Genomic DNA, 23,669 nt, shown 5'->3' with positions numbered 1-23,669 from the left:
GCCTCAAGAACGGTCGGGGATGCCGCAGGCATCCGGTTGGCGTCTGATATAGGAGATGAAACGCAGCTGCGCAAATGTCGCCAGCGTTCAGCGCAGCGTATTCACGTCGAATGATTTTATGTCCTGAAGCAATTCGGCAAGGCCGGTTGTTGCGTGCGCCAGCAGTTGTTCCCCGCGTTCTGCGGTTGCGGCGGCAGCATTGCCGGCGGCGCCCTCTGGGTTAAGATCCGACATCTTCCAGCCGAAGGCGTGCGGGCCGTAGGCGCGCAGATGCCGAAAGTCGCGCGCGAAATCCGACTGGCTGGACGAAAAGCGTGCGGCCTTGTCATGCTTGACCGATTCCGGATGGATCGCAAGCATCACCGATGTCTCGATGTCCCCGCCATGAATATCGATTGCCTTGTCCTCCGGCGCGATCCAGCCGTCCGGCTGGCCGAAGCGGGTCCAACTGGTCGCCACGGCCAGCATGCCGTAGCGAATACGCGCTTCGGTCGCGACGATTGTCATCAGCGGCGAATTGCCCCCGTGGGCATTAAGCATCACGAATTTGCGGATGCCCTGCTGGGACAGGCCTGCGGCGATGCCGAGCCAGCGCTCGACCGCTTCGTCATAGGAAAGCGACTTGGTGCCCGCCACGTCGAGATGCTCCGGTGAGTAGCCAATCTGCTCGGTGGGCAGGAACGTCACGGACAGGTCTGTGGGGAGGGCTGCAATCAGTCGATCGACGATCGCGTCGGCGATTAGCCAGTCCGTCTCGAAGGGCAGATGCGGTCCGTGGAACTCATGGGCGCCGAGGGGGAGAACAGCAATCCAGTCGGCGCGCTCGGAGGGGTCGAGCGCGGGATCGTTGTCTTGCCAGCGCTTGTTGGGCCAGCGTCTTGTGGGGCGGACGCTCATCGGGCCTCTTCCTGACTTGTCGCCAATGGGGTGTCTCTGTCATACAAGGTGAGCGCGGCGAAACAAGATCGGCGAGGACGCATGGGCAAGAAAAAGAAGGAAGAGAAGAAAGAAAAGGCCAAGAAAAAGGAGCATGCTCCTATCCGGCCGACCGAAGTTTCCGGCGCGATAGTCCAAACCGCACGCTCGATCCGAACGGTTCTTTCTCGAAATCTTCTCTCCAGCGGCCTTTATGCCGGGCAGGATGGCGTGATGCTGGCGCTTGCCGACAATGGCGGGATGACCGCAGGCGCGCTCGCCGCCCGGCTGGGCGTCAAAGCCCCGACAATGACCCGTACCATTGGACGGTTGGAGGCTCAGGGCTTTGTTGAGCGCAAGCCCGACACCGTTGACGGGCGGCTCACAGTGGTCGAACTGACACAAGCCGGGCGGGCCACCCTCGATCTCATCACGCAGGCCTGCAATCTCAGTGAACACCAGGCGCTCGATGGCCTGAGCGACAAGGAAGTCCGTACCCTTCTGAAGCTCTTGCGCGCCGTGGACGGCAACCTGCGGGGCGTCGTGAGGGAGGCCGGCGAGAAGGCCGTTGCGGAGGAGATTTAAATAGTTTAAATAACGGTTTAAACGTCGCTATTGTCAATTTCGGGGAGGGGGCATGGCGCAGAAGGTCAAGCTGTCGACGATCGCGGAAACGCTCGGGGTTTCTACCGCAACTGTCTCCCTAGCCCTGCGCGACAGCCCGCTCGTTGCGCTTACAACCCGCGAGCGGATCAAGGAGCAGGCGCGCGCGCTCGGCTACATCTACAACCGCCGCGCAGCCAGCCTCCGCACGTCGCGATCGGGTATCATCGGCGTCGTCGTGCACGACATCATGAACCCGTTCTACGGCGAGATCCTGAAGGCGATCGAGAGCGAACTCGATCGCGACCGCCAGACGTTCATCCTCTCCAATCACTATGACTCGGTCGAGAAACAGCGCAATTTCATCGAGACACTGCTGCAGCTCGGTGGCGACGGCGTGATCATGTCTCCCGCGATTGGCACGCCGCCGGAGGACATTCTGCTTGCCGAGGATAACGGCATGCCTGCTATCCTGATCGCGCGATCGATCGACGGGTTGGATGTGCCGATCTTTCGCGGCGACGACGCCTACGGGATATCGCTTGCGACTAATCACCTGATCGGGCTTGGCCACCGCGTGATCGCCATGGTCGGCGGCACCGACCAGACCTCGACCGGGCGCGACCGCTACCAGGGCTACGTGAACGCGCTGCGCAAGGCCAATATCGAGGTCGATCCGGCATTGCGCATTCCAGGTCCCCGCTCCAAGCAGGGCGGTTTCGAGGCTGCCGTCCACTTCCTTTCGCTGCCGCAGAAGCCGACGGCGGCCGTCTGCTGGAACGACCTTGTCGCGATCGGCCTGATGAACGGCATCGCGCGCGCCGGGCTCGTACCGGGCCGCGACGTGTCGGTGACCGGTTATGACGATCTCGAGGAGGCCGCGATCGCCACGCCCTCGCTCACGACGGTCTGGAATGGCCAGTCGGAAGTTGGCCGGAGCGCGGCACGTGCTCTGCTCGATAAGCTCTCGGGCAGTCACGAGCCGGACGGGATCCATCTGATCAAGCCGGAAATGCGCATTCGCCAGTCGACCGCTCCGTTGAAGCACAATGGACACGACGCCGCCTGAGGGTGATGCAGGTCTACCGCAGGATGGAGGAACCCATGCCTGAAACGCCGAAGGTCCTTCTTGTCGGGAAGGTGCGTCAACGTGTTGCCGAGCGGCTTGGCGACGCGGTGGAACTGGTGCGCTGCACAGCGCCGCTTGCACCCGGGATGCTTGATCCGGTTATTGCTGCCGAGATCCGCGGTGTTGCCGTGTCCGGCAGTTTCGATGGTGTGGCGTTCAAATGCCTGCCCAATCTTGAAATCATTGCCAATTTCGGTGTTGGCTACGACGGCGTCGACATTGGCAGCGCGGCTGCGCGCGGCATTGTCGTTACCAATACGCCCGACGTGCTGAACGACGAGGTCGCCGATACGGCGATCGGGTTGCTGCTGAACACGTTGCGCCGTTTCCCGGAAGCCGAGACCTGGCTGCGTGAAGGGCGCTGGAAGCGAAGCGGGCCGTTTCCGCTTTCGCGCTTGACGCTGCGAGGCCGGTCGGTGGGGATCTACGGCCTGGGGCGGATCGGATTGGAAATCGCCAAGCGGCTCGAAGGTTTTGGGGTGTCGATCAGCTATCACACCCGCACGATGCGGCCGGAAGCTCCCTACGTCTATCATTCGACGTTGATCGGCATGGCCGAAGCCGTCGACACGTTGATCGCAATCGTTCCCAAGACGGCCGACACTTACAAGACGATCAATGCGGAGGTGCTCAGCGCACTCGGTCCGAACGGCGTGCTTGTCAATGTCGGACGGGGCTGGACCGTGGATGAGCAGGCGCTCGCCGAGGCGCTCGAGGCGGGCACGATCGCAGCTGCAGGGCTCGACGTGTTCCAGGACGAACCTCATGTGCCGGCAGCACTGCTTGCGGCACCCAACACCTGTCTGCTTCCGCACGTCGCCTCGGCCTCCGTCGCCACGCGCGATGCCATGGCCGATCTCGTGGCGGACAATCTGCTGGCATGGTTCTCGACCGGCAGGCCGCTGACGCCGGTGCCGGAAACACCAGCCTGAACGCGGCGCTTTGTTCCGAAGCGGGGTGGGGCGTGCTCTTGGGGAGTAAGCGTTAAGCTCTCGTAAATCTTGCGGGCGCAGGCTTCTTTACGAATCGCGCGATCTCGGAGAAGGCCCATGCGAAAAGTGATCATGCCGGCTGTCTGTGTCATTGCTCTTCTCGCCGGGATATGGTCGCTCGATGCAGGAACACCGCCGGACGTGGATCCGGTCGTTTCCGGTTCCATCCGGAAGCCCGCAGACCTTACGGGCGACAAGCTCTTCTCCGTATCGAATGTCGAGGCTCAGACTGCCTGTGCCGTGTCGCGCGGCGAGAAGCTGACCAACCGGAGCATGCGCTTTGCAGCCGCCAGGGGCTGCGAGCAGGTCTGGCCCGGATTGTCGAATGCGGCGACCTGGACCGAGACCGGCGACGGGACGGTCGTCCTTTCCAATGCCGCGGGCGATGCCATTCTGACGCTGGCCGAAGGCGACGGGCCGGCCTATGAGACCGTCGACCCATCGAATGCGATGATCACGCTGAACGGTGCGGACTGAGCCCGTTGGGATTAGCCGGCAGCTTGGCGCGCGGGCTTGACCAGCTTTGAATCCGCATAGGCGCGGACGGCATCGCCGAATGCCTCGAACAGCTTGTTGGAAGGTTCGTCCGAGCCGACCCAGTATTCCGGATGCCACTGGACCCCGACGGCAAAGTTCTTCGAGCCGATCACGGAGACGGCTTCGACCGTGCCGTCCTCTGCCAGCGCTTCGACGGCAAGACGCGGGGCAGCTGCCGAAATTGCCTGACGGTGCAGAGAGTTAACGCGAATCGTCCCGGCGCCGACAATCGCGGCCAGGCAGCTTCCCTCCTTGACGATCACGTCCTGGCGAATGCCGTAGGCCTCGTCGAGGATGGTGGTGTCCGGCTTGCGGTGATCCCAGTTGCCGGGAATGTCCTGGATTTCATTTGCCAGCGTACCACCGAGGGCGACGTTCAGTTCCTGCAGTCCGCGACAGATGGCAAGCAGCGGGATGCCGCGCTCCAGCGCGCGCTTGATCAGTGGTATCGCCGTCGCGTCACGGGCGAAGTCGAACGGCCCGTCGGCCGCGGTCGCTTCCTGCCTCCAATAGGAGGGGTGCACGTTGGTGCGTGAGCCGCTGACCAGGAGCCCGTCGACCCGGTCGAGAATTTCATCGAAGTCGTGTCCGCTTTCGAGCGCCGGAACCAGGAAGGGGATGACGCCTGCGCCCTTGACGGCGGCACGCACATATTGGTTCGGCGTGGCCTGCCACACATTGCCTTCGATTTCACGGATATCCGCGGGGATGGCGACGACAGGTTTCGGCATGCTGGAGCTCCGATCAAATTGGCCATGATCGATGCTGGCAGTGAACTCTCGATCCGGCCGTGTTCAAGTGTCAACGCAGAGCGCACATATTCCGCGCGCGGCGCTGTTATCCAAAGGCTTTGCCGTCAAATCGCAGTCCAGTCAATTCCCAAGCAGCGGCGAAGGAGAGAATTGTAGCGCCTGCGGCCGCTAAAGCACGTCGCGATCCCCCTTGCCGCGATTCAGAGCTTCGGCTTATCGCTTGCGTATGGTCCGACGCCGGTTGCCACATGCGGGAGATAGACTTCGGCTCCGCGTACCCTGATCCCGAGAAGGGGCGGCTTGTTTTGGCATGAAAATCAGCACTCGATTAACCATGATTTTCGATATCTCAATCTCTGCGATGAATTTGTTGCGATGCATTTTGTGCGCGCAGTTGATGATTGTGTCTGTGATTTTGCATCAGTCTGCTATGTGTAGTTGCGTTTGGACGCCCATTTCGAAGGTGGACTGCACGATTCGGTTGAACAGCTGTGCAAAGGGACGGGCATGGTAGTTTGCTCGCCTAAATGATCGGGCATTTTCGCGAAATCATTCATTAAAATTTCGTCTGTAACGCTCGCCTGTCAACGGGAGCACCGAGTCCATGAAGGATCGAGGTCAAAGCACGCTGCCGGCGGATGTGTATCTGTCGTTCGTCAGTTCGCTTTACGGAAATCGCCAGACCCTGTTCGTCGGCATGATTTCTCATGTCGTTACCTTCGCGTTCGTCTACGCGAAAACGGCTGACCCATTCTTCCTCGCATGCTGTGTTGCGGTCGTACTCGTCTGGTCGTCGCGTGCCTATGGCATGCGCCGCTTCGATCGCGTCGACCATTCCAAGCTCGACAGCGATAGGATCCGCTATTGGGAAAACTGGTACAATGCCGGTGCCGTCGGCACGACGCTCGTGCTGGGCATTGCTTGCGGCTACAGCCTCCTCATCAGTCGGGACAGCTTTGCGGAACTTGCCACCATTGCCGTGACGCTTGCCACCATGGTTTCGGTAGTGGGTCGAAACTGCGGCTCAAGCCGGGCCGTCGATTATATGTGCTTTTCGGCCTGCTTTCCGATGGTGGTCGGCTTTCTCGGCCTGCAGGATTTCTATCACGCCGTCCTTGCGGTGCTCATCCTGCCGTTCGTACTGACGACCCGGATAATGGCGAATGGCGTTCGCAGTTTCCTGGAGAAGGCAGCACTCGCCACCCGCGAGATATCGATTATTGCCGATCGCTTCGATGCGGCGCTCAACAACATGCCGCACGGTCTGTTCATGCTGGATGCCGACCAGCGCATTCTCGTCGCCAACCGACGCGCCTGCGAACTGCTGCAACTCGGCGATAAGGATCGCCTGAAGGATTGCCATCTCGACGTGGTTTTGCGCTATGGCGTTCGCAGCAGCTTCCTGAATGCCGAGCAGAGCAAGGCAATCCTGCAAAAACTGGACGAACTGCTCAAAGGTGAGCGTTCACGTGCACTCGTCCAGGTGGCGGACGACTTTTACCTGGAGTTTACTGCCAGCCGCCGTGAGAACGGCGGCGCGGTTTTGATTTTCGAGGACGTGACTGCGCGCATGCGCGCGGAAAACAAGATCCTTCACATGATCCGCTATAACAGCCTCACGGGTCTGCCGAACCGCACCTATTTCGCTGAGCTGGTGCAGGCGGTGCTGACCGAGCGCAAGCGGCCAGGTACAGTGGGCTTCATGGTGCTTGATGTCGATGAGTTCAAACATGTCAATGACATGAAGGGACACGTAACCGGCGACCGGCTACTTTGCCTAATTGCGGAGCGTTTGCGCAAGGCAGCTGGTGACAAGGCTATCACTGCTCATCTGATGGGCGACGAGTTCATCCTGTTTTTCCCGAACGACAACAATCGCAAGGATCTCGAGGAGCGCATGCGCCGGCTGCACCAGCACGTGCAGGGGACGTATGAGCTGGCCGGAACGACTTTCAACGTTTCTTTGAGCGCGGGTTGCGTGCTTTGCGAGAGCGATGAGTTCCGCATGGAGGACATGCAGATCAAGGCAGATCTCGCCCTGTTCGAGACGAAGTCGCGCGCGAAGGGCGGCTTCACCACGTTCGAAGAGGAGATGGATGCCCGCTATGTCGAGCGCCAGAAGCTCAAGACCGATCTGCGCGAGGCCATTGCCAAGAATGAACTGTCGGTCGCCTACCAGCCAATGTTCCTGCCCGACGGATCGCGCATCGAATGCTGCGAAGCGCTGGCGCGCTGGACGCATCCCGAGCGGGGGCCTGTTTCGCCCGTGATCTTCATCCAGATCGCCGAGGAGATGGGTATCGTCTCCGAGATTACCCGCCTGGTGATCGAACGCGCCTGCGCCGATTGCGCCGGTTGGCCGGAGCATATGGGCGTTTCCATCAACCTGTCGGTACAGGACCTGCGCAATTCCGAGATTGTCAGCGTCGTGACGGATGCGTTGATCGCGTCTGGTCTCAAGCCGTCTCGATTGCACCTCGAGGTGACCGAGAGCTGCCTGATGGAAGAGCCGGTCAAGGTGAAGGCCGTGTTGCAGGAACTGCGGGCGCGGGGGATCACCATCGCCATCGATGACTTCGGCACCGGCTATTCCAGCTTGAGCTACCTTGACGCGCTTCCGCTTGACGTCATCAAGATCGACCGATCCTTCGTACGTAACATTGCCGAGGACGCGCGCCGCTTCAAGCTGCTGCGCGGTACGGTCAATCTTTCGCGCGAGCTCGGGCTCCGGATTGTCATCGAAGGCGTGGAGACGCGCGAACAGCTGGCACTGATCAACAAGCATCAATGTGCCGATCTGGTGCAGGGCTATGTCTTTGCTGCCCCGATGTCTTCGTCCGCGGTTATGGATCTGACAGAAACTCTGGCCCGCAAGGAAGCAGAAGTGCGCGCCAAGCGCGGACGCCACGTCGCCTGATATACTTCAATTCCATCCAGTATTGTAGAATGCGCTAAAATATTGATTTCCTTATATATGCTAAAATTCTGTTAAGGTTAATACATGGTAATTTACACAAATTGATTGAAATGATTGAGTGTGCGCCTGCGGTTCAGCGACCGCAGGTCATTCAATCGGGGATTTGTGTTCCATGGCCAGCGTACAATCGGCTACCAATCGATTTTCAGACAAGCTCATGACGCTGCTCGACCGGGTGGAATACCGCCGGGTGGAGACCGGGGAGGACATGGAGGAGGTCGCGCGCATCCGCTACAAGGCTTACAAGGCCGGAAGCGTGATGCAGCTGGGAGACGATTCGCCCCTGTTGATCGACGAGGTCGATTTCGACAGTCATGCCTATGTGTTCGGCATCTATTACGATGAGCGGCTGATTTCGACCGTCCGCCTGCATCACGTCACGCCCGAACATCGCGTCAATTCATCCGGCAAAGTGTTTCCGGACGAAATCAATGCTTTCCTTGATGCCGGGATGTCGTTGATCGATCCCGTCCGCCTGGCCGCCGATCCGGAGGTCTGGAACGAGATGCCGGCAATTCCCTATCTCACGCTGCGCCTTGCCACGATGGCGACCGACTACTTCCAGGTCGATCGCTGCCTGCAGATGGTAAAGCCGGCGCATTCGGCCTTCTACAAGCGCGTTTTCGACGCCGACTTCGTTGCTTCGCCGAAGAGCAATCATGGCAAGTTCATCATCGACCTCATGCTGCTCGCCACCCGCGTCAAGGAGGTCCTGCCGTCGCTCTACGTGCGTTTCCCCTTTTTCAAGTCGGAGCCTTTCGAGCGCCGGATGCTGTTCGGGCGCGGCGAGGAAATGCAGTTCAGCCCGCTGACGGTGCGTCCAACCGCCCGGATCGCGCATTTCGGCGGCAGCAGCCGTATCCAGATCGGCGAGGCGGGTCTGCGGATCTGATTTCGCGCCAGAGTCGCAATCTGGTTGACAAATGTCAGGGTGCGACTCTGTCGCGCGTTGCGCTTTGACAAGCCTTTGTGTAAGCGATGGCGTGGAATAGGGGCCTTGCGGCCCGCTTTGGCGACGGGTGCGTCCCCCTTCGGATCGGGCGCATGCAAACAGGAGACGATAGCATGGCTGAACTTCATACCGGACCGGTCGAGATGGGTGCTCCGATGGACTATGCAGAGCACGAGAAGACCTACAGCTTCTTCCTCAATGCGGCCAAGTACGGAACGATGTTCTGCGTGACGCTGATGATCGCGATGGCCGCCGCCTTCTTCACCAGCGCCGGCTTCTTTTCCGGGCTCGTTCTCCTGATCGTCCTTAACGTCCTCGGCTTCATCGCTCTGCGCTGAACGCTCCTTAGCGGACTGCAGGATATAGCGCCCCCAATCGGGGGCGCACTTATATGGCGCTGCCAAACTGGGGGAGGATTGGCGTGTGAGTGGGACTGTGTTCGTCGCGCGGGAGAGTGACCCCGCCGAAAGCCGCGCCGCGGCATCAGTGGAAACCGTCAAGAAGATGAAGACCCTCGGCTTCGATGTGATCGTCGAAGCGGGCGCTGGGCTATCATCGCGCATTCGCGACCTAGACTACGAAGCCGCCGGTGCGGCAATCGGTGCACCTGCCGATGCGAAGGGCGCCGACGTCGTTCTCAAGGTCCGCCGGCCGACCGACAAGGAAATCAAGTCCTACCGGTCCGGCGCGCTCGTGATCGCTATCATGGACCCATACGGCAACGACAAGGCGCTTGCCGCCATGGCCAAGGCGGGTCTTACGACGTTTGCAATGGAGCTGATGCCGCGCATCACCCGCGCCCAGTCCATGGACGTCCTTTCCTCGCAGGCGAACCTTGCCGGCTACCAGGCCGTAATCGATGCCGCGGCCGAATATGACCGCGCTCTGCCGATGATGATGACAGCGGCTGGTACGGTCCCGGCCGCCAAGGTCTTCGTCATGGGGGCCGGCGTTGCCGGCCTGCAGGCGATTGCCACAGCCAAGCGCCTCGGAGCTGCCGTTTCCGCCACGGACGTTCGCCCTGCCGCCAAAGAGCAGGTAGCGTCGCTCGGCGGCAAATTCATCGCTGTCGAGGACGAGGAGTTCAAGGCAGCAGAAACGGCCGGCGGCTACGCCAAGGAAATGTCCAAGGAGTACCAGGCGAAGCAGGCTGCACTTGTTGCCGAGCACATCGCCAAGCAGGACATCATCATCACAACCGCTTTGATCCCCGGCCGGCCCGCGCCGAAGCTTGTCAGCCGCGAGATGCTGAAATCGATGCGACCGGGGTCGATCGCCGTTGACCTCGCGGTCGAGCGCGGCGGCAACATCGAGGGATCCGAGGCCGGCAAGGTTGTCGAAGTCGAAGGCGTCAAGGTTATCGGCTATCTCAACGTGCCCGGCCGTATCGCCGCCTCCGCCTCGCTGCTCTACGCGAAGAACCTCGTCACCTTCCTGGAGACGCTGGTGAACAAGGACGAAAAAACGCTCAACGTCAATCCGGAAGACGAACTGGTCAAGGCGACGATGCTGACCCGCGACGGCGCGGTCGTTCATCCGAACTTTGCCGTTAGCGAAAGCAAGGAGAACGCGTGATGGCCAACGACCTCCTGGATAAGGCACTCACCGATCTCGAGCGTGCGGTCGAAGCGGTGCGCACCGCGGCGGAATACGCCCCGGATGCCGCTGCCGCAGCCGCGCACGGCGTCTCCGGCGGGGCGATCGATCCGTTCGTGTTTCGCCTTGCGATCTTCGTGCTGTCGATCTTCGTCGGCTACTACGTCGTCTGGTCGGTGACGCCGGCGCTGCACACGCCGCTGATGGCCGTCACCAACGCGATCTCCTCGGTGATCGTCGTCGGCGCGCTGCTCGCCGTCGGCATCTCGCTCTCGGGCATCGCCACCGGCTTCGGCTTCATCGCGTTGATCCTCGCTTCCGTCAACATCTTCGGCGGCTTCCTCGTCACCCAGCGCATGCTGGCGATGTACAAGAAAAAAGAGAAGTGAGGTCGCGCTGATGTCTCCGAATATTGCAGCCTTCCTCTATCTCGTCTCGGGCGTACTCTTCATCATGGCGCTGCGTGGCCTGTCGCATCCGACGACGAGCCGTCGCGGCAACATGCTCGGCATGACCGGCATGGGCATCGCCATTGTGACGACGCTCATTTTGGCGGCACCCTCCTTCGGCGGGTTCATGCTGATCGTCGTTGGTCTCGCCATCGGTGGCGGCGTTGGCGCCTACATTGCCCGCTCTATCCCGATGACGTCCATGCCGCAGCTCGTCGCGGGTTTCCACTCGTTGGTCGGTCTCGCCGCCGTTTTGGTGGCTGCTGCCGCTCTCTACTCGCCGTCTGCCTTCGGCATCGGTGAGATCGGCTCGATCCACGGCCAGGCGCTGGTGGAAATGGCGCTCGGGGTAGCGATCGGTGCGATCACCTTCACCGGATCGATCATCGCCTTCCTGAAGCTCGACGGGCGCATGTCCGGCAAACCGATCCTGCTGCCGTCTCGTCACCTGATCAATGCCGCGCTGCTGGCGCTGATCGTCTTCTTCATCTTCGGGCTGGCGCTGACCGAGAGCCATTTCAACTTCTGGGCCATCGTGTTGCTGTCGTTGGCGCTGGGCGTTTTGATCATCATCCCGATCGGCGGCGCCGACATGCCGGTGGTGGTCTCGATGCTGAATTCCTACTCGGGCTGGGCGGCTGCCGGCATCGGTTTCACGCTCGGCAACCTCGCGCTGATCATCACCGGTGCACTGGTCGGCTCCTCGGGTGCGATCCTGTCCTACATCATGTGCAAGGGCATGAACCGCTCGTTCATCTCTGTGATCCTCGGTGGCTTCGGCGGCGAGACGGCGGCGGCGGTTGACGACGGCATCCAACGCACGGTCAAGCAGGGGTCTGCGGACGACGCGGCGTTCCTGATGGCAAACGCCTCCAAGGTGATCATCGTGCCGGGCTATGGCATGGCGGTGGCGCAGGCACAGCACGCGCTTCGCGAGCTTGCCGACAAGCTGAAGGAGAACGGCGTCGAGGTGAAGTACGCGATCCATCCGGTCGCGGGCCGCATGCCGGGCCATATGAACGTGTTGCTTGCCGAAGCCAATGTGCCCTACGACGAGGTGTTCGAGCTGGAGGACATCAACTCCGAGTTCGCCCAGGCCGACGTCGCCTACGTTATCGGCGCGAACGACGTGACAAACCCGTCGGCGCGCGACGACAAGTCCTCGCCGATCTACGGCATGCCGATTCTCGACGTCGACAAGGCCAAGACCTGCCTGTTCGTCAAGCGCTCGCTCGGCTCGGGCTACGCCGGCATCGACAATACGCTGTTCTACAAGGACGGCACGATGATGCTGCTCGGCGACGCCAAGAAGATGACCGAGGAAATCGTGAAAGCGATGAACCACTGAGCCATCGAAAATCGGTGAGACAGGCGAAAGGCCCGCAAGATGATTGCGGGCCTTTTTTTGCCTGCTGACAGTGAGGCCAACTCACTCACTTCGTCACCCCGGACGCGATCCGGGGTCCAGCAGCGCCGCGTCTGCGGCGCAAGAGCCTTTTGCGCTCAAGGACTTGAGCGCTCTGGATGCCGGATCAAGTCCGGCATGACGGAACTGACTGAGCGCGACCAAAACTGCGAAGCCCGCGATGCAGCGGGCTTCGGTAGTCGATAACTGGAAATGAGGTGCGGCTACGCAGACTTGCCGCGCGTGCGTGCCACGCCGTCCTTGGCGGGCTGGTACTTGGGGTCGAGCTGAAGTGCATGCGAGTAGGATTTCGCGGCCTTTGCCATGTCGCCCTTGCGCTCGTAGATCAGCGCCTGGTTCGCCCAGGATTCGGCGATCTTGCCGTCAAGCGAGATAGCTGTATTGAAATCGGCAAACGCGTTGTCGTCGTCGCCCTGTGCGGCATAGGAGAGACCTCGCCCGTTATAGGGCTCGGGGGAGCTCGGCGAGAGCGAGATCGCCTTGGAGAAGTCTTCGATCGCCGGTCCCTGCTGGCCGCGCTTCTGGTAGATCAGGCCGCGATTGTGGTAGGCGCGCGGGTCGGTGGTATCGAGCTGGATCGCCTTGTTGAAATCGTTGAACGCATCGTCCATCCGGCCAGCCTGGCGGTAGAGATTGCCACGGCCGATATAGGCGACGTCGTAGTTCTGGTTGATCTGCAGCGCCATATTGTAGTCGGCGGCAGCCTCGGCCTGATTGCCCATGTTACGCTGAACGAGCGCGCGGTTCGCATAGGCCTGGTAGAAGCGAGGGTTCAGCTGGATCGCCTTGTTGAAGTCATCAAGCGCGTCGCGGAACTGGCCGGCGCGGCCGTAGGCGGAGCCGCGGACGTTGTAGCCTTCCGGGTCCTGCGGGTTGGCAGCAATCACGCTCGACAGCGAGGAGATGTTCTCCGAGGAGCCCTGAGCGCGTTCGACGCGCATCACGTCTGTGGTGCTGTTGCTCTGGCAGGCGGTCAACAAACCGGCCGCAGCGATGGTGACAAGTGCGACGGCAACGGGCCTGCGAAGGTTCACGGCATCAGCCAAGCGTTTCAGGGTGACAGTGGAATGCCCCGTATAAGCTGCCATCAAGATCTTGTCCCTCGGTAAAGCGGCATTCTGCCGATCATGCATCCCGTCGCGCCGGCGTGCCCTGCCACCGCAGCGGTTCTTCATCGGACAACGGTTCGGAGGCAAACCTGATGCGCCGGCTGCCCAGCGGCGCTATCGGCACCCACCCTGCGGCGGATTGGAGCGATGCGCGACCCCCGGGGCAGTGCCCCAACGCGCATCAAAAAAGGCGGTGGCGATACTATCGCCCCCGCCAGACCTTGCATCGGAAAACGTCGAAAAAACGACGGATCAACGGCCCGTACGGCCGCCGCTGATCAAACCTTCGCGCTGTGCACGCTTGCGAGCCAGCTTGCGGACGCGGCGAACGGCTTCAGCCTTTTCGCGGGCGCGCTTCTGGGACGGCTTTTCGTAGTAGTCGCGCATCTTCATTTCGCGGAAGATACCTTCGCGCTGCATCTTCTTCTTGAGCGCGCGGAGCGCCTGATCGACGTTGTTATCGCGGACTAGTACCTGCACGAGTATCCCGTTCCTTTGGTTTGTGTTGGACGCCTCGGGGATCCAGGTCGACGAGGCAATACAAATATGGTTTCGCAGCCCAAAGGGCACGCGAGTGGGAGGTCGGATACCAGAACATTGCGCGGAAGTCCAGATGCCCCGCGCGAAACCATGGGAAAAATCACCAAACGACGGCCCGGATGCGTGCTGCGACACTCGGCGCCGTGCCGATGTCGCATGCGGCACAAGCCGCGGCGGAATGCGTCGCAAAGAAACCGTTGTAACTTTGCCAGATTTGCTTTCTATCGGCGACACGGAAATCGACCCGGACATACGGAGTAGAGGCGGATGCGCAAATATTCGGTCTTCGCCGTCGCACGCGAGGCGCTGCGCGGCCACAAAGGATGGGAGCCGCAATGGGCTTCACCCGAGCCGCGCAAGGAATACGATGTCATCATCATCGGCGCGGGCGGCCACGGTCTCGGCACTGCCTACTACCTCGCCAAGGAGCACGGCATCACCAATATCGCCGTGCTTGAGAAGGGATGGCTCGGCGGCGGCAACACTGGGCGCAACACCACGATCATCCGCTCGAACTACCTCTATGACGAAAGCGCTGCTCTTTATAATCATGCGCTGAAACTGTGGGACGGCCTGTCGCAGGACTTGAACTACAACGTCATGTACTCGCCGCGCGGCGTGATGATGCTGGCCCACAATATCCACGATGCGCAAGGCTTCCAGCGCACTCTCAGCGCCAACCGCCTGAACGGTGTGGACAACGAATGGCTGACGCCGGAGCAGGCCAAGGAATACTGCCCGCCGCTCGATATTTCCCGTTCCGCCCGTTACCCGGTGGTCGGGGCGACGCTGCAGCGCAAGGGCGGCACCGCCCGCCACGATGCCGTCGCCTGGGGCTACGCGCGCGGCGCTTCCGACCGCGGCGTCCACATCATCCAGAACTGCGAAGTGACCGGCATCCGCCGCAATCCGGACGGTTCCGTCGCCGGCGTCGAGACGTCGCGCGGGCCTATCAACGCCAAGAAGGTCGGCGTCGTCGCCGCCGGACATACTTCCGTCGTCATGCAGATGGCTGATATTCGCATGCCGCTCCTCAGCTTCCCGCTGCAGGCGATGGTCTCCGAACCGGTCAAGCCGATCTTCCCGTGCGTCGTCATGTCGAACACAGTGCATGCCTATATCTCGCAGTCCGACAAGGGCGAGCTCGTCATCGGTGCCGGCACCGACCAGTATCAGTCCTATTCGCAGACCGGCGGCCTGCACATCATCAACCATACGCTGGATGCGATCTGCGAACTGTTCCCGATGTTCACCCGCATGAAGATGATGCGTTCCTGGGGCGGCATCGTGGACGTGACGCCGGACCGCTCGCCGATCCTTGCCAAGACGCCGGTGAAGGGGCTTTACGTCAATTGCGGCTGGGGTACTGGCGGCTTCAAGGCAACGCCAGGCTCCGCGCATGTCTTCGCCCACACGATCGCCCGCGACGAGCCGCACGCCATCAACGCGCCGTTCACGATGGAACGGTTCCGCACCGGCCGACTGATCGACGAGGCGGCTGCTGCTGCCGTGGCTCACTAAATCGGAAGACGACAAGATGCTGCTGATCCATTGCCCCTACTGCGAGGAAGAGCGTCCGGAACTGGAGTTCCGCGGCGCCGGTGACGCCCATATCGAGCGTCCGACCAACATTGCCGAGATCTCCGACGAGGAGTTCGAAGCCTTCTTTTTCCTGCGCGACAACGTCAAAGGCCTCGTCTTCGAGCGTTGGCGCCACATGCATGGCTGCGGCCGCTTCTTCAACGCCGCCCGCGATACCGTGAGCGACAAGTTCGTTACGACCTACAAGGCAGGCCAGCCGAAGCCGGACCTGTCGCCGGCGCCGGCCGCGACGGAAAAGACCGTCGAAACCTATGAAGCTACGGAAGGACTGGCAGGATGAGCGGGGCAAATCGTATCGCAGGCGCTGGCCGGCTCACTCCCGCGCGCAAGGCCCGCTTCACGTTCGACGGCAAGAGCTATGAGGCGCTGGACGGCGATACCGTCGCCTCGGCGCTGCTTGCCAACGGCGTGCACCTCGTCGGCCGTTCGTTCAAGTACCACCGCCCGCGCGGCATTCTTTCGGCAGGTGCGGAAGAGCCGAATGCGCTGATCGATGTTGAGCGCGACGCTGCCCGCAAGCAGCCAAACGTCCGCGCCACCGTGCAGGAGGTATTCGACGGGGCGAAGATATCGTCGCAAAACCGCTGGCCGTCGCTGGCTTTTGACGTCGGCGGGATCAACAACCTGTTTTCGCCGTTCTTCGCCGCCGGCTTCTACTACAAGACGTTCATGTGGCCGAAGGCTGCGTGGGAAAAGTTCTACGAGCCGCGTATCCGCGCTGCCGCCGGCCTCGGCGTCTCGCCGACGGAAGCCGATGCGGACCACTACGCCAACCGTTTCGCTCATTGCGACGTGCTCGTCGTCGGTGCCGGCATCGCCGGTCTTTCGGCGGCGCTTGCGGCGGCCGAGAGCGGTGCACGCGTGATCCTCTGCGACGAGCAGCCGGAGGTGGGCGGGGCCCTGCATTACCACAAATCCGTCAAGGTGGATGGCGAGGACGGGTTTGCCTGGGCGCAGGCAACGGCCGCTCGTCTCGCGGCCATGGACAATGTCACGGTGCTGACCCGCACGACGGCATTCGGCTACTATGCGCAGAACTTCGTGGCATTGGCCGAGCGGGTGACGGATCACCTGTCACGTCCGGACCGGAAGCTGCCGCGCGAGCGGATGTGGCAGGTCCGCGCCAAGCGCGTCATCCTGGCGACGGGTGCGATCGAGCGCCACATGGTGTTCGCCAACAACGACCGCCCGGGCATCATGCTCGCGTCGGCCGCCCGGACCTATCTGAACCATTTCGGCGTCACCGTCGGCAAGAAGATCGGCGTCTATACCGCGAACGATTCGGCCTATGAGGCTGCTTTCGACCTGAAGCGTGCCGGCGTGCAGATTGCCGCCATCGTCGACAGCCGGGCAAAGCCGGGCGATGCCGTCCTCAACGAGGCGCGCAGCCTCGGCATCGAGGTTTTGGCGGGCCATGCGGTCATAGACACCAAGGGTCATCGCCGGGTCTCTTCCATGAACGTTGCCCGCAATGGCGGTAGCGGCAAGCGCACCATAGCGATCGACGCACTGATCATGTCGGCCGGCTGGACGCCGTCGGTCCACCTTTTCTCGCAGTCGCGCGGCAAGGTCGCCTACAATGCAGAACGCGGGCAGTTCCTGCCGGGCACCTATGCGCAGGACTGCCTTTCCGTCGGCGCCTGCAACGGTACAAACGGACTGCAGGCGACGGTGGAAGAATCGCTTGCGGCTGGCGAACTGATGGCGCGCGCCACCGGCAACGAGGCCAGCGCCAAGATCGAGGTCCGTGCGGAGAACGCGTTTGAATGGACCGGCGGCATGGCCGGTGCGGCCGAGGGGGCAGGGGCCGACACGACGGTCAAGGCGTTCATCGATTTCCAGAACGACGTCTGCGCCAAGGACATCCGGCTCGCCGTGCGCGAGGGGATGCACTCGATCGAACACATCAAGCGCTTCACCACCAACGGCATGGCGACCGACCAGGGCAAGCTGTCGAACCTGCACGGTCTTGCGATTGCATCGGAGACGCTTGGGCGCGAGATCCCGAAGGTCGGCCTCACCACCTTCCGGGCGCCCTACACGCCGGTGACATTCGGCACGATCATCAACCATGCGCGCGGCGAGTTGTTCGATCCGACCCGCAAGACGCCGATCCATGCGTGGGAAGAGGCGCACGGGGCGATCTTCGAGGATGTCGGGCAGTGGAAGCGGGCCTGGTACTATCCCCGCGCCGGCGAGACGATGCACGAGGCGGTCAACCGCGAGTGCAAGACGGTGCGCGAGGTGGCGGGCCTGTTCGATGCCTCGACGCTCGGCAAGATCGAGGTTGTCGGCCCGGATGCGGCTGAGTTCCTGAACCTGATGTACACCAACGCCTGGGACACGCTGAAGCCCGGCCGCTGCCGCTACGGCATCATGCTGCGCGAGGATGGCTTCGTCTATGACGACGGCGTCGTCGGCCGCCTTGCCGAGGACCGGTTCCACGTCACCACCACGACCGGTGGCGCGCCGCGGGTGATGAACCACATGGAGGACTACCTCCAGACGGAATTCCCGCACCTGAAGGTGTGGCTGACCTCGACGACGGAGCAGTGGGCGGTGATCGCCGTCCAGGGACCGAAGGCGCGCGAGATCATCGCGCCGCTGGTGGAAGGCATCGACATCTCGAACGAGGCCTTCCCGCACATGAGCGTGCGAGAGGGCAAGATCTGCGGTGTGCCGACCCGGCTGTTCCGCATGTCGTTCACCGGCGAAACAGGCTTCGAAGTCAACGTCCCCGCCGACTACGGGCAGGCCGTCTGGGAGGCGATCTGGGCGCGGGCAGAGGCGCTCAGCGCCTGTGCCTATGGCACCGAGACGATGCACGTCCTGCGCGCCGAGAAGGGCTACATCATCGTCGGTCAGGATACCGACGGCACCGTGACGCCCTTTGATGCGGGCGTTGGCTGGGCGGTGTCGAAGAAAAAGCCCGATTTCGTCGGCATCCGCGGCCTGAAGCGGCCCGACCTCGTGGCCGAGGGCCGCAAGCAGCTGGTCGGCCTGAAGACCAAGGATCCGAAGGTCGTGCTGGAAGAGGGCGCGCACATCGTCGCCGACCCGAACCAGCCGATCCCGATGAAGATGCTCGGCCACGTCACTTCGTCCTACTGGTCGGAAAATTGCGGCCACTCGATTGCGCTGGCGCTCGTCGCCGGCGGCCAGGCCCGGATGGGGCAGACGCTCTACGTGCCCATGGCCGATCGCACGATCGCTGTCGAAGTGACGGACATGGTGTTCGTCGACAAGGAAGGAGCACGCCTCAATGGCTGATCAAGCACTGCGAAAAGCGCCCCTCGGTGGCTTTCACGGCGGCTCCGCCGCTGCTCATGTCACCGCAGCCGGCCCGGCGACGCGTCTTTCATTGCGCGCCCGGCCCGATGCCATCAACAAGCTCTCCCGTGCGCTCGGCGTTGACCTGCCGACGGAGCCGAAGACGTCCGCCTCCAAGGACGGACGTCACGCGCTCTGGCTCGGCCCGGACGAATGGTTGCTGATCGATGAAAACGGTGCGGACCTGGCTGCTGCTGCGGCCAAGTCGGGCGTGCTGCATTCGGCTGTAGACATCTCCCATCGCAACACAGCGATCCTCGTCGCCGGACCGAAGGCTGCGCAGGCGATCTCCGGTGCCAGCCCGCACGATCTTTCGCCGTCCGTTTTCCCGGTCGGTGCCTGCGCGCGCACGGTGCTCGCTAAGATCGAGGTAGTGATCTTCCGGACCGGCGAAGAGGAATATCGGGTCGAATGCTGGCGGTCGTTCGCCCCCTATGCATCCGCCATGCTGGCGGAAGGGGCGGAAGACGCCGGGCTTTGAGCCCCGCCTCCACGCGGCTGATTTCAATTAAGGCCGGCCGGGCTACGCATCTTCCGGCCGGTCCTTCGGATCGAACTGGATGATGGTGATCCAGTTCGCCGTCAGCGCCGGCTTGCGCTCGTTCTCGATGTCCACGGTCACGTCGTAGGTAACCATCAGCATGCCGGCACCGCGGAAGCGGGCTTCGGCCATGGTGAAGCGTCCTCGGACGCGCGCGCCACTCTTCACCGGTGCCATGAAACGCACCTTGTCGAAGCCGTAGTTTATGCCCATCGTCTGTTCGATGACCCGCGGCAAGCAGTCGTAGTTCATTGCCGACAGCAAGGAAAGCGACAGGAAGCCGTGCGCGATCGTGCCGCCGAACGGCGTTTCCGCCGCGGCTCGAACCGGATCGGTATGGATGAACTGATGATCCTCGGTCGCCTCGGCAAATCGGTCGATCATCGTCTGGTCGACCGTGAGCCACTTCGAAACGCCGATCTCCTTGCCGACAAGCTCCTTGACGTCGGTGAGGTGGATTTCGGGTGGCATCGGCAGTCCTTTCGTTCGGCGCGTGGCGAAGCGTTCCAGCGATGTTTAGCGCATGGGGCGCTAAATCGTAACCGGCTTGCGTAACGATTTTCGCAGGAGTGCTCCTCGCTCGTCTTCGCCGCCGGTCAGTTATCCGAGAAGGAAGTCCACGCTGCGCGGCGCTATTTCCGTCACCGGTGCGCCAGTCACAGCCAGGATACTGCGCCATATCCTGCCATCGCTGACGGGCAGGGATAGCGGTCGCTGCTCGTGGCTTCGATTGAAGCACACGGCAAGCCGCGCAATTTCCCGGCTTTCGGCGTCGGGGCTCGTGAGGACCATTGCCAACGATGATGCCAGTGGATCTTCCCAGTCGCGGACCTGCATCGGCACGCCGTCCAACCGCAACCACTCGACATCGCCCTTGCCAGTATAAAAGGCCGGATCGGAAAAGATGGAAAACCGCTTGCGGATGGCCGCCAGCGCTGCGACACGGGCGATCAGATCCTCATCGAGCGCGGCCCAGTCGAGCCAGGTCAGCGCATTGTCCTGGCAATAGGCGTTGTTGTTGCCCAGCTGACTGCGTCCGCCTTCGTCGCCGGCGGTCAGAAGCAACGTTCCCTTCGAGGCGAAGAGGCTGGAAAGCAGCGCCATTGCATCACGGTTGCGGGCGCTGTTCACCACCGAATCTTTCGTCGCACCTTCTAAGCCATTGTTCCACGAGTGGTTTTCATTGTGGCCGTCGCGGTTCTCTTCGCCGTTGGTCTCGTTGTGCTTATCGGCATAGGAGACCAGGTCCAGGAGCGTGAAACCGTCATGGGCAGCAATGAAATTGACGCTGCGCGTTTGCGCCGCCCCATCGCGCTGGAAAATGTCGGCGGAGCCTGAAAGCACGGTCGCGAAGGCGCCGAGCCTGCCGGCATCGCCGCGCCAGAAAAGCCTGTTGTCATCGCGGAAACGGTCGTTCCACTCGAGGAAGGGGGCCGGGAAATTACCGAGCTGGTAGCCGCCGGGGCCGATATCCCAGGGCTCGGCAATCAGGACGCGGTCGCCGAGGACGGGATCAGCCTGCATTTCCGAAAAGAGCGTGGCCTTCGGATTAAAACCGCCTTCCTCGCGCCCGAGCACCGTGGCGAGATCGAAGCGAAAGCCGTCCACGCCGGCATTGCGGACGAAGTGGCGCATGCTGTCGAGGATGAGGCGGCGGACGACGGGATGCTCGCAGGCGATCGTATTGCCGCATCCCGTGTCGTTGACGAGGTCGCCGGGGCGGCCCGGGACGTGGCGATAGTAGGTGAGGTTGTCGAGGCCGCGCATCGAAAGCGTCGTGCCGAAGCGATCGCTTTCGCCGGAGTGGTTGAAGACGAGGTCCAAAATCACGCCGATGCCCTCAGCGTGAAGAGCGGCGACGGTCGATGCGAGCTCTGTCATGCCGCCGGGGGCAAAGCGGGGGTCGAGCGCCATCAGCGCGATCGGATTGTAGCCCCAGCTGTTGTGCAGGCCGATCTGGGGAAGATGGCGCTCGTCGATCCAGGCGACGATCGGCATCAGTTCGACCGCGTCGACGCCAATGCGCCTGAGATGAGCAATCACGGAAGGATGGGCGAGCGCGCCAATGGTGCCGCGCATTCTTTCCGGAACGTCGGGGTGCAGCATGGTGAAGCCGCGCACGGCGATCTCGTAAATCACGCCGCCGGGGCGGAATAGCGGGACTGCCGGTGCAACCGGCGCATCGACCGTGACGATCGCCTTCGGCACATGATCGGCGGTTTCTTCGCCGTAGCGGATCAGGCGGTCGTCATGGACAAATCGCCGGTCCAGCTCTTTTGCGTAGGGGTCAACAAGGAGCTTGGAAGGATCGAACCAGAGCCCGTAGTCGGGGGAATGGATTCCCTCGGCCCGAAAGCCATAGCGCGTGCCGGGTCCGGCACCTTCGACGAAAATCCGGTGCACGTTGCCTTCGTGCCGCATCGGCAGCCGCCGCATCTCTACCTTGCCCTCGTCATCGAAGAGGCAAAGATCGACACGCGCGGCATCGCGGGAGTGGACGGCGAAAGCGACGCCACCGTCCACGACGGTCGCACCGAGCGCCTCCACCGTCTTCGACACAGAGGCGGCGTGAGGCGCCATGGTCATGTTAGGTAATCACGCTCGGCGCATCGCGACCGGTGCGGGCCTTGATGCCGGCAATCTCGTCGGCAATCGCGATGAGATCGGCCAGCGCCTCCTGGGTTTCTATGTCGTGACGGGCTGCATCCGGCTCGAAGCGCTCGATGTAGACGCGCAACGTCGCGCCCGAGGTGCCGGTGCCGGAGAGCCGGAAGACGATCCGCGAGCCGCCGACAAAGAGGATGCGGATGCCCTGGTGTTTGCTGACCGACTTGTCGATCGGGTCGTGATAGGCGAAGTCATCAGCCATTTCGACCACGAGGCCGTCGAACGCCTTGCTGGGAAGATCGGCGAGCCGGTTGCGCAAGTCTTCGATCAGGCCGTTCGCGGCCTCCGTGTCCACTTCCTCATAGTCGTGGCGGGAATAATAATTGCGGCCGTAGGTCGCCCAATGTTTCTGGACGATGTCGAGCACGCTTTCCTTGCGCACGGCCAGGATGTTGAGCCAGAGCAGCACGGCCCAGAGCCCATCCTTCTCACGGACATGGTTGGAGCCGGTGCCGGCGCTTTCCTCGCCGCAGATCGTCACCTTGTCTGCGTCCAGCAGGTTGCCGAAGAACTTCCAGCCCGTCGGTGTTTCATACATGCCGATGCCGAGCTTTTCGGCCACGCGATCGGCGGCACCGCTCGTCGGCATTGAGCGGGCAATGCCGGAAAGGCCCTTGCTGTAGCCGGGCGCGAGATGCGCGTTGGCAGCGAGAAGCGCGAGGCTATCGGAAGGAGTGACGAAAATGCCGCGGCCGATGATCAGGTTGCGGTCACCGTCACCGTCCGATGCGGCGCCGAAATCGGGCGCGTCGTCGGCCATCATCGCCTCATAGAGGGCGCGGGCGTGGACGAGATTGGGATCCGGGTGGTGGCCGCCGAAATCGGGCAGCGGCATGAAATTCAGCACTGAACCCTTGGGGGCGCCGAGGCGGTTTTCCAGGATTTCCTTGGCGTAGGGGCCGGTGACGGCGCTCATCGCATCGAACACCAAGCGGAAGCCGCCTGCGAACATGCGGCGGATTGCGGCAAAGTCGAACAGCTGTTCCATCAGTTCGGCATAGTCTGTGACCGGATCGATGACGGTCACGGTCATGCCTTCGACCGTATGCGTTCCTTCGAGGTCAAGATTGATATCGGCCGCATCCGAGGTCTTGTAGCTGTCGATCAACTTCGACCGGGCGTAGATCGCGTCGGTGATCTTCTCCGGCGCCGGCCCGCCGTTGCCGATGTTGTATTTGATGCCGAAGTCTTCGGTGGGGCCGCCCGGGTTGTGGCTGGCCGACAGGACGATACCGCCGAAGGCCTTGTTCTTGCGGATCAGGTTGGAGGCGGCAGGCGTCGAAAGGATGCCGCCGCGGCCGACCAGAACCTGCCCGAAGCCGTTCGCTGCGGCCATCTTGATGGCGATCTGGATCACCTCACGATTGTAGTAGCGCCCGTCGCCACCGATCACCAGCGTTTGGCCGGCGAAGTCCTCCAGCGAATCAAAGATCGACTGGATGAAGTTCTCCGCATAGTTCTTCTGCTGAAAGACGGGCACCTTCTTGCGCAGGCCGGACGTGCCGGGTTTCTGATCGTCGTATGGCTTTGTTTTTACGGTCGTAATCATGGC

21 protein-coding genes are annotated in these 23,669 nt (G+C 62.2%); 14 read left to right on the top strand and 7 right to left on the bottom strand.

Translation table 11 applies throughout. The features are described from left to right. Positions 1-87: 87 nt before the first annotated feature. On the bottom strand, positions 88-897 hold the full coding sequence (locus IB238_RS13170; protein ID WP_192246884.1) for a creatininase family protein: 810 nt from the start codon (positions 895-897) through the stop codon (positions 88-90). Positions 898-978: 81 nt separating this feature from the next. On the opposite strand from IB238_RS13170, the gene IB238_RS13165 reads away from it, so the two are divergent. From IB238_RS13165 to IB238_RS13150, 4 genes are all read left to right on the top strand, one after another. Continuing rightward, on the top strand, positions 979-1,500 hold the full coding sequence (locus IB238_RS13165) for a MarR family transcriptional regulator (protein WP_192246882.1): 522 nt from the start codon (positions 979-981) through the stop codon (positions 1,498-1,500). 52 nt (positions 1,501-1,552) lie between these two features. Then, complete coding sequence (locus IB238_RS13160) at positions 1,553-2,587, top strand: LacI family DNA-binding transcriptional regulator (protein ID WP_192246880.1); 1,035 nt, start codon at positions 1,553-1,555, stop codon at positions 2,585-2,587. 35 nt (positions 2,588-2,622) lie between these two features. Then, positions 2,623-3,579 carry a 2-hydroxyacid dehydrogenase gene (locus tag IB238_RS13155; protein WP_192246878.1) on the top strand — a complete coding sequence of 319 codons (957 nt, stop codon included), beginning with the start codon at positions 2,623-2,625 and terminating at the stop codon, positions 3,577-3,579. Positions 3,580-3,696: 117 nt separating this feature from the next. After that, on the top strand, positions 3,697-4,116 hold the full coding sequence (locus IB238_RS13150) for an AprI/Inh family metalloprotease inhibitor (RefSeq protein ID WP_192246876.1): 420 nt from the start codon (positions 3,697-3,699) through the stop codon (positions 4,114-4,116). Positions 4,117-4,127: 11 nt separating this feature from the next. On the opposite strand, the gene IB238_RS13145 is transcribed toward IB238_RS13150, so the two are convergent. Next, on the bottom strand, positions 4,128-4,907 hold the full coding sequence (locus IB238_RS13145) for a gamma-glutamyl-gamma-aminobutyrate hydrolase family protein (protein WP_192246874.1): 780 nt from the start codon (positions 4,905-4,907) through the stop codon (positions 4,128-4,130). Positions 4,908-5,532: 625 nt separating this feature from the next. Here IB238_RS13145 and IB238_RS13140 point away from each other — a divergent pair. The 6 genes from IB238_RS13140 (at position 5,533) to IB238_RS13115 (ending at position 12,250) form a co-directional block, all read left to right on the top strand. Continuing rightward, positions 5,533-7,845 (top strand): EAL domain-containing protein, encoded by a 2,313-nt coding sequence (locus IB238_RS13140; protein ID WP_192246872.1) that lies wholly within the window; start codon positions 5,533-5,535, stop codon positions 7,843-7,845. 172 nt (positions 7,846-8,017) lie between these two features. Further along, on the top strand, positions 8,018-8,797 hold the full coding sequence (locus IB238_RS13135) for a hypothetical protein (protein ID WP_192246870.1): 780 nt from the start codon (positions 8,018-8,020) through the stop codon (positions 8,795-8,797). A 173-nt stretch (positions 8,798-8,970) separates the two neighbouring features. Next, a complete protein-coding gene (locus IB238_RS13130) occupies positions 8,971-9,195 on the top strand; it encodes an aa3-type cytochrome c oxidase subunit IV (protein WP_192246868.1) in 225 nt (74 codons plus the stop codon). An 85-nt stretch (positions 9,196-9,280) separates the two neighbouring features. Further along, on the top strand, positions 9,281-10,432 hold the full coding sequence (locus IB238_RS13125; protein ID WP_192246866.1) for a Re/Si-specific NAD(P)(+) transhydrogenase subunit alpha: 1,152 nt from the start codon (positions 9,281-9,283) through the stop codon (positions 10,430-10,432). Then, positions 10,432-10,842, top strand: a complete 411-nt coding sequence (locus tag IB238_RS13120) for a proton-translocating transhydrogenase family protein (protein WP_192246864.1) — start codon at positions 10,432-10,434, stop codon at positions 10,840-10,842. The genes IB238_RS13125 and IB238_RS13120 overlap by 1 nt, the downstream gene beginning before the upstream one ends. A gap of 10 nt (positions 10,843-10,852) precedes the next feature. Continuing rightward, on the top strand, positions 10,853-12,250 hold the full coding sequence (locus IB238_RS13115) for an NAD(P)(+) transhydrogenase (Re/Si-specific) subunit beta (protein WP_192246862.1): 1,398 nt from the start codon (positions 10,853-10,855) through the stop codon (positions 12,248-12,250). Between the two features lie 281 nt (positions 12,251-12,531). Here IB238_RS13115 and IB238_RS13110 read toward each other — a convergent pair whose 3' ends face one another. Both IB238_RS13110 and rpsU read right to left on the bottom strand, forming a co-directional pair. Then, complete coding sequence (locus tag IB238_RS13110; RefSeq protein WP_192246860.1) at positions 12,532-13,416, bottom strand: tetratricopeptide repeat protein; 885 nt, start codon at positions 13,414-13,416, stop codon at positions 12,532-12,534. Positions 13,417-13,689: 273 nt separating this feature from the next. Then, positions 13,690-13,917 (bottom strand): 30S ribosomal protein S21, encoded by a 228-nt coding sequence (gene rpsU, locus IB238_RS13105; RefSeq protein WP_192246858.1) that lies wholly within the window; start codon positions 13,915-13,917, stop codon positions 13,690-13,692. Between the two features lie 327 nt (positions 13,918-14,244). On the opposite strand from rpsU, the gene IB238_RS13100 reads away from it, so the two are divergent. From IB238_RS13100 to IB238_RS13085, 4 genes are read left to right on the top strand one after another with little or no spacing between them, the layout of a single operon-like run. After that, positions 14,245-15,498, top strand: coding sequence for a sarcosine oxidase subunit beta family protein (locus IB238_RS13100; protein WP_192246856.1), 1,254 nt, complete (start codon positions 14,245-14,247; stop codon positions 15,496-15,498). A gap of 16 nt (positions 15,499-15,514) precedes the next feature. Continuing rightward, entirely contained in the window at positions 15,515-15,859 is a 345-nt protein-coding gene (locus IB238_RS13095) for a sarcosine oxidase subunit delta (RefSeq protein ID WP_192246854.1), read from the top strand. Then, positions 15,856-18,849: a sarcosine oxidase subunit alpha gene (locus IB238_RS13090; protein WP_192246852.1), complete on the top strand. Its 2,994-nt coding sequence runs from the start codon at positions 15,856-15,858 to the stop codon at positions 18,847-18,849. The genes IB238_RS13095 and IB238_RS13090 overlap by 4 nt, the downstream gene beginning before the upstream one ends. Then, positions 18,842-19,390, top strand: a complete 549-nt coding sequence (locus IB238_RS13085) for a sarcosine oxidase subunit gamma (RefSeq protein WP_192246850.1) — start codon at positions 18,842-18,844, stop codon at positions 19,388-19,390. The genes IB238_RS13090 and IB238_RS13085 overlap by 8 nt, the downstream gene beginning before the upstream one ends. A gap of 42 nt (positions 19,391-19,432) precedes the next feature. Here the strand turns inward: IB238_RS13085 and IB238_RS13080 are convergent, their stop codons facing one another. The 3 genes from IB238_RS13080 to IB238_RS13070 all read right to left on the bottom strand — a co-directional run bounded on the left by IB238_RS13080 (position 19,433) and on the right by IB238_RS13070 (position 23,666). Then, entirely contained in the window at positions 19,433-19,921 is a 489-nt protein-coding gene (locus IB238_RS13080) for a MaoC family dehydratase (RefSeq protein WP_192246848.1), read from the bottom strand. Between the two features lie 129 nt (positions 19,922-20,050). Further along, positions 20,051-22,036, bottom strand: coding sequence for a glycogen debranching protein GlgX (gene glgX / locus IB238_RS13075; RefSeq protein ID WP_246723543.1), 1,986 nt, complete (start codon positions 22,034-22,036; stop codon positions 20,051-20,053). Position 22,037: 1 nt separating this feature from the next. Beyond that, a complete protein-coding gene (locus tag IB238_RS13070; protein ID WP_192246846.1) occupies positions 22,038-23,666 on the bottom strand; it encodes an alpha-D-glucose phosphate-specific phosphoglucomutase in 1,629 nt (542 codons plus the stop codon). Positions 23,667-23,669 lie beyond the last annotated feature (3 nt).

Source organism: Rhizobium sp. ARZ01 (assembly GCF_014851675.1).
GTDB lineage: Bacteria > Pseudomonadota > Alphaproteobacteria > Rhizobiales > Rhizobiaceae > Mycoplana.
Note: the sequence above shows the minus strand (reverse complement) of the source record. Positions and strands in the feature narration are given on the sequence as shown.

What these genes read in the sequence shown, in the direction of transcription:
- IB238_RS13080 (WP_192246848.1), bottom strand. Translation starts at nt 19,921, where the DNA reads ATGCCACCCGAAATCCACCTCACCGACGTCAAGGAGCTTGTCGGCAAG.
- IB238_RS13095 (WP_192246854.1), top strand. Translation starts at nt 15,515, where the DNA reads ATGCTGCTGATCCATTGCCCCTACTGCGAGGAAGAGCGTCCGGAACTG.
- IB238_RS13150 (WP_192246876.1), top strand. Translation starts at nt 3,697, where the DNA reads ATGCGAAAAGTGATCATGCCGGCTGTCTGTGTCATTGCTCTTCTCGCC.
- IB238_RS13120 (WP_192246864.1), top strand. Translation starts at nt 10,432, where the DNA reads ATGGCCAACGACCTCCTGGATAAGGCACTCACCGATCTCGAGCGTGCG.
- IB238_RS13090 (WP_192246852.1), top strand. Translation starts at nt 15,856, where the DNA reads ATGAGCGGGGCAAATCGTATCGCAGGCGCTGGCCGGCTCACTCCCGCG.
- glgX (WP_246723543.1), bottom strand. Translation starts at nt 22,036, where the DNA reads ATGACCATGGCGCCTCACGCCGCCTCTGTGTCGAAGACGGTGGAGGCG.
- IB238_RS13085 (WP_192246850.1), top strand. Translation starts at nt 18,842, where the DNA reads ATGGCTGATCAAGCACTGCGAAAAGCGCCCCTCGGTGGCTTTCACGGC.
- IB238_RS13100 (WP_192246856.1), top strand. Translation starts at nt 14,245, where the DNA reads ATGCGCAAATATTCGGTCTTCGCCGTCGCACGCGAGGCGCTGCGCGGC.
- IB238_RS13170 (WP_192246884.1), bottom strand. Translation starts at nt 897, where the DNA reads ATGAGCGTCCGCCCCACAAGACGCTGGCCCAACAAGCGCTGGCAAGAC.
- IB238_RS13070 (WP_192246846.1), bottom strand. Translation starts at nt 23,666, where the DNA reads ATGATTACGACCGTAAAAACAAAGCCATACGACGATCAGAAACCCGGC.
- IB238_RS13160 (WP_192246880.1), top strand. Translation starts at nt 1,553, where the DNA reads ATGGCGCAGAAGGTCAAGCTGTCGACGATCGCGGAAACGCTCGGGGTT.
- IB238_RS13145 (WP_192246874.1), bottom strand. Translation starts at nt 4,907, where the DNA reads ATGCCGAAACCTGTCGTCGCCATCCCCGCGGATATCCGTGAAATCGAA.
- IB238_RS13130 (WP_192246868.1), top strand. Translation starts at nt 8,971, where the DNA reads ATGGCTGAACTTCATACCGGACCGGTCGAGATGGGTGCTCCGATGGAC.
- IB238_RS13110 (WP_192246860.1), bottom strand. Translation starts at nt 13,416, where the DNA reads ATGGCAGCTTATACGGGGCATTCCACTGTCACCCTGAAACGCTTGGCT.
- IB238_RS13140 (WP_192246872.1), top strand. Translation starts at nt 5,533, where the DNA reads ATGAAGGATCGAGGTCAAAGCACGCTGCCGGCGGATGTGTATCTGTCG.
- IB238_RS13115 (WP_192246862.1), top strand. Translation starts at nt 10,853, where the DNA reads ATGTCTCCGAATATTGCAGCCTTCCTCTATCTCGTCTCGGGCGTACTC.
- IB238_RS13155 (WP_192246878.1), top strand. Translation starts at nt 2,623, where the DNA reads ATGCCTGAAACGCCGAAGGTCCTTCTTGTCGGGAAGGTGCGTCAACGT.
- IB238_RS13165 (WP_192246882.1), top strand. Translation starts at nt 979, where the DNA reads ATGGGCAAGAAAAAGAAGGAAGAGAAGAAAGAAAAGGCCAAGAAAAAG.
- IB238_RS13135 (WP_192246870.1), top strand. Translation starts at nt 8,018, where the DNA reads ATGGCCAGCGTACAATCGGCTACCAATCGATTTTCAGACAAGCTCATG.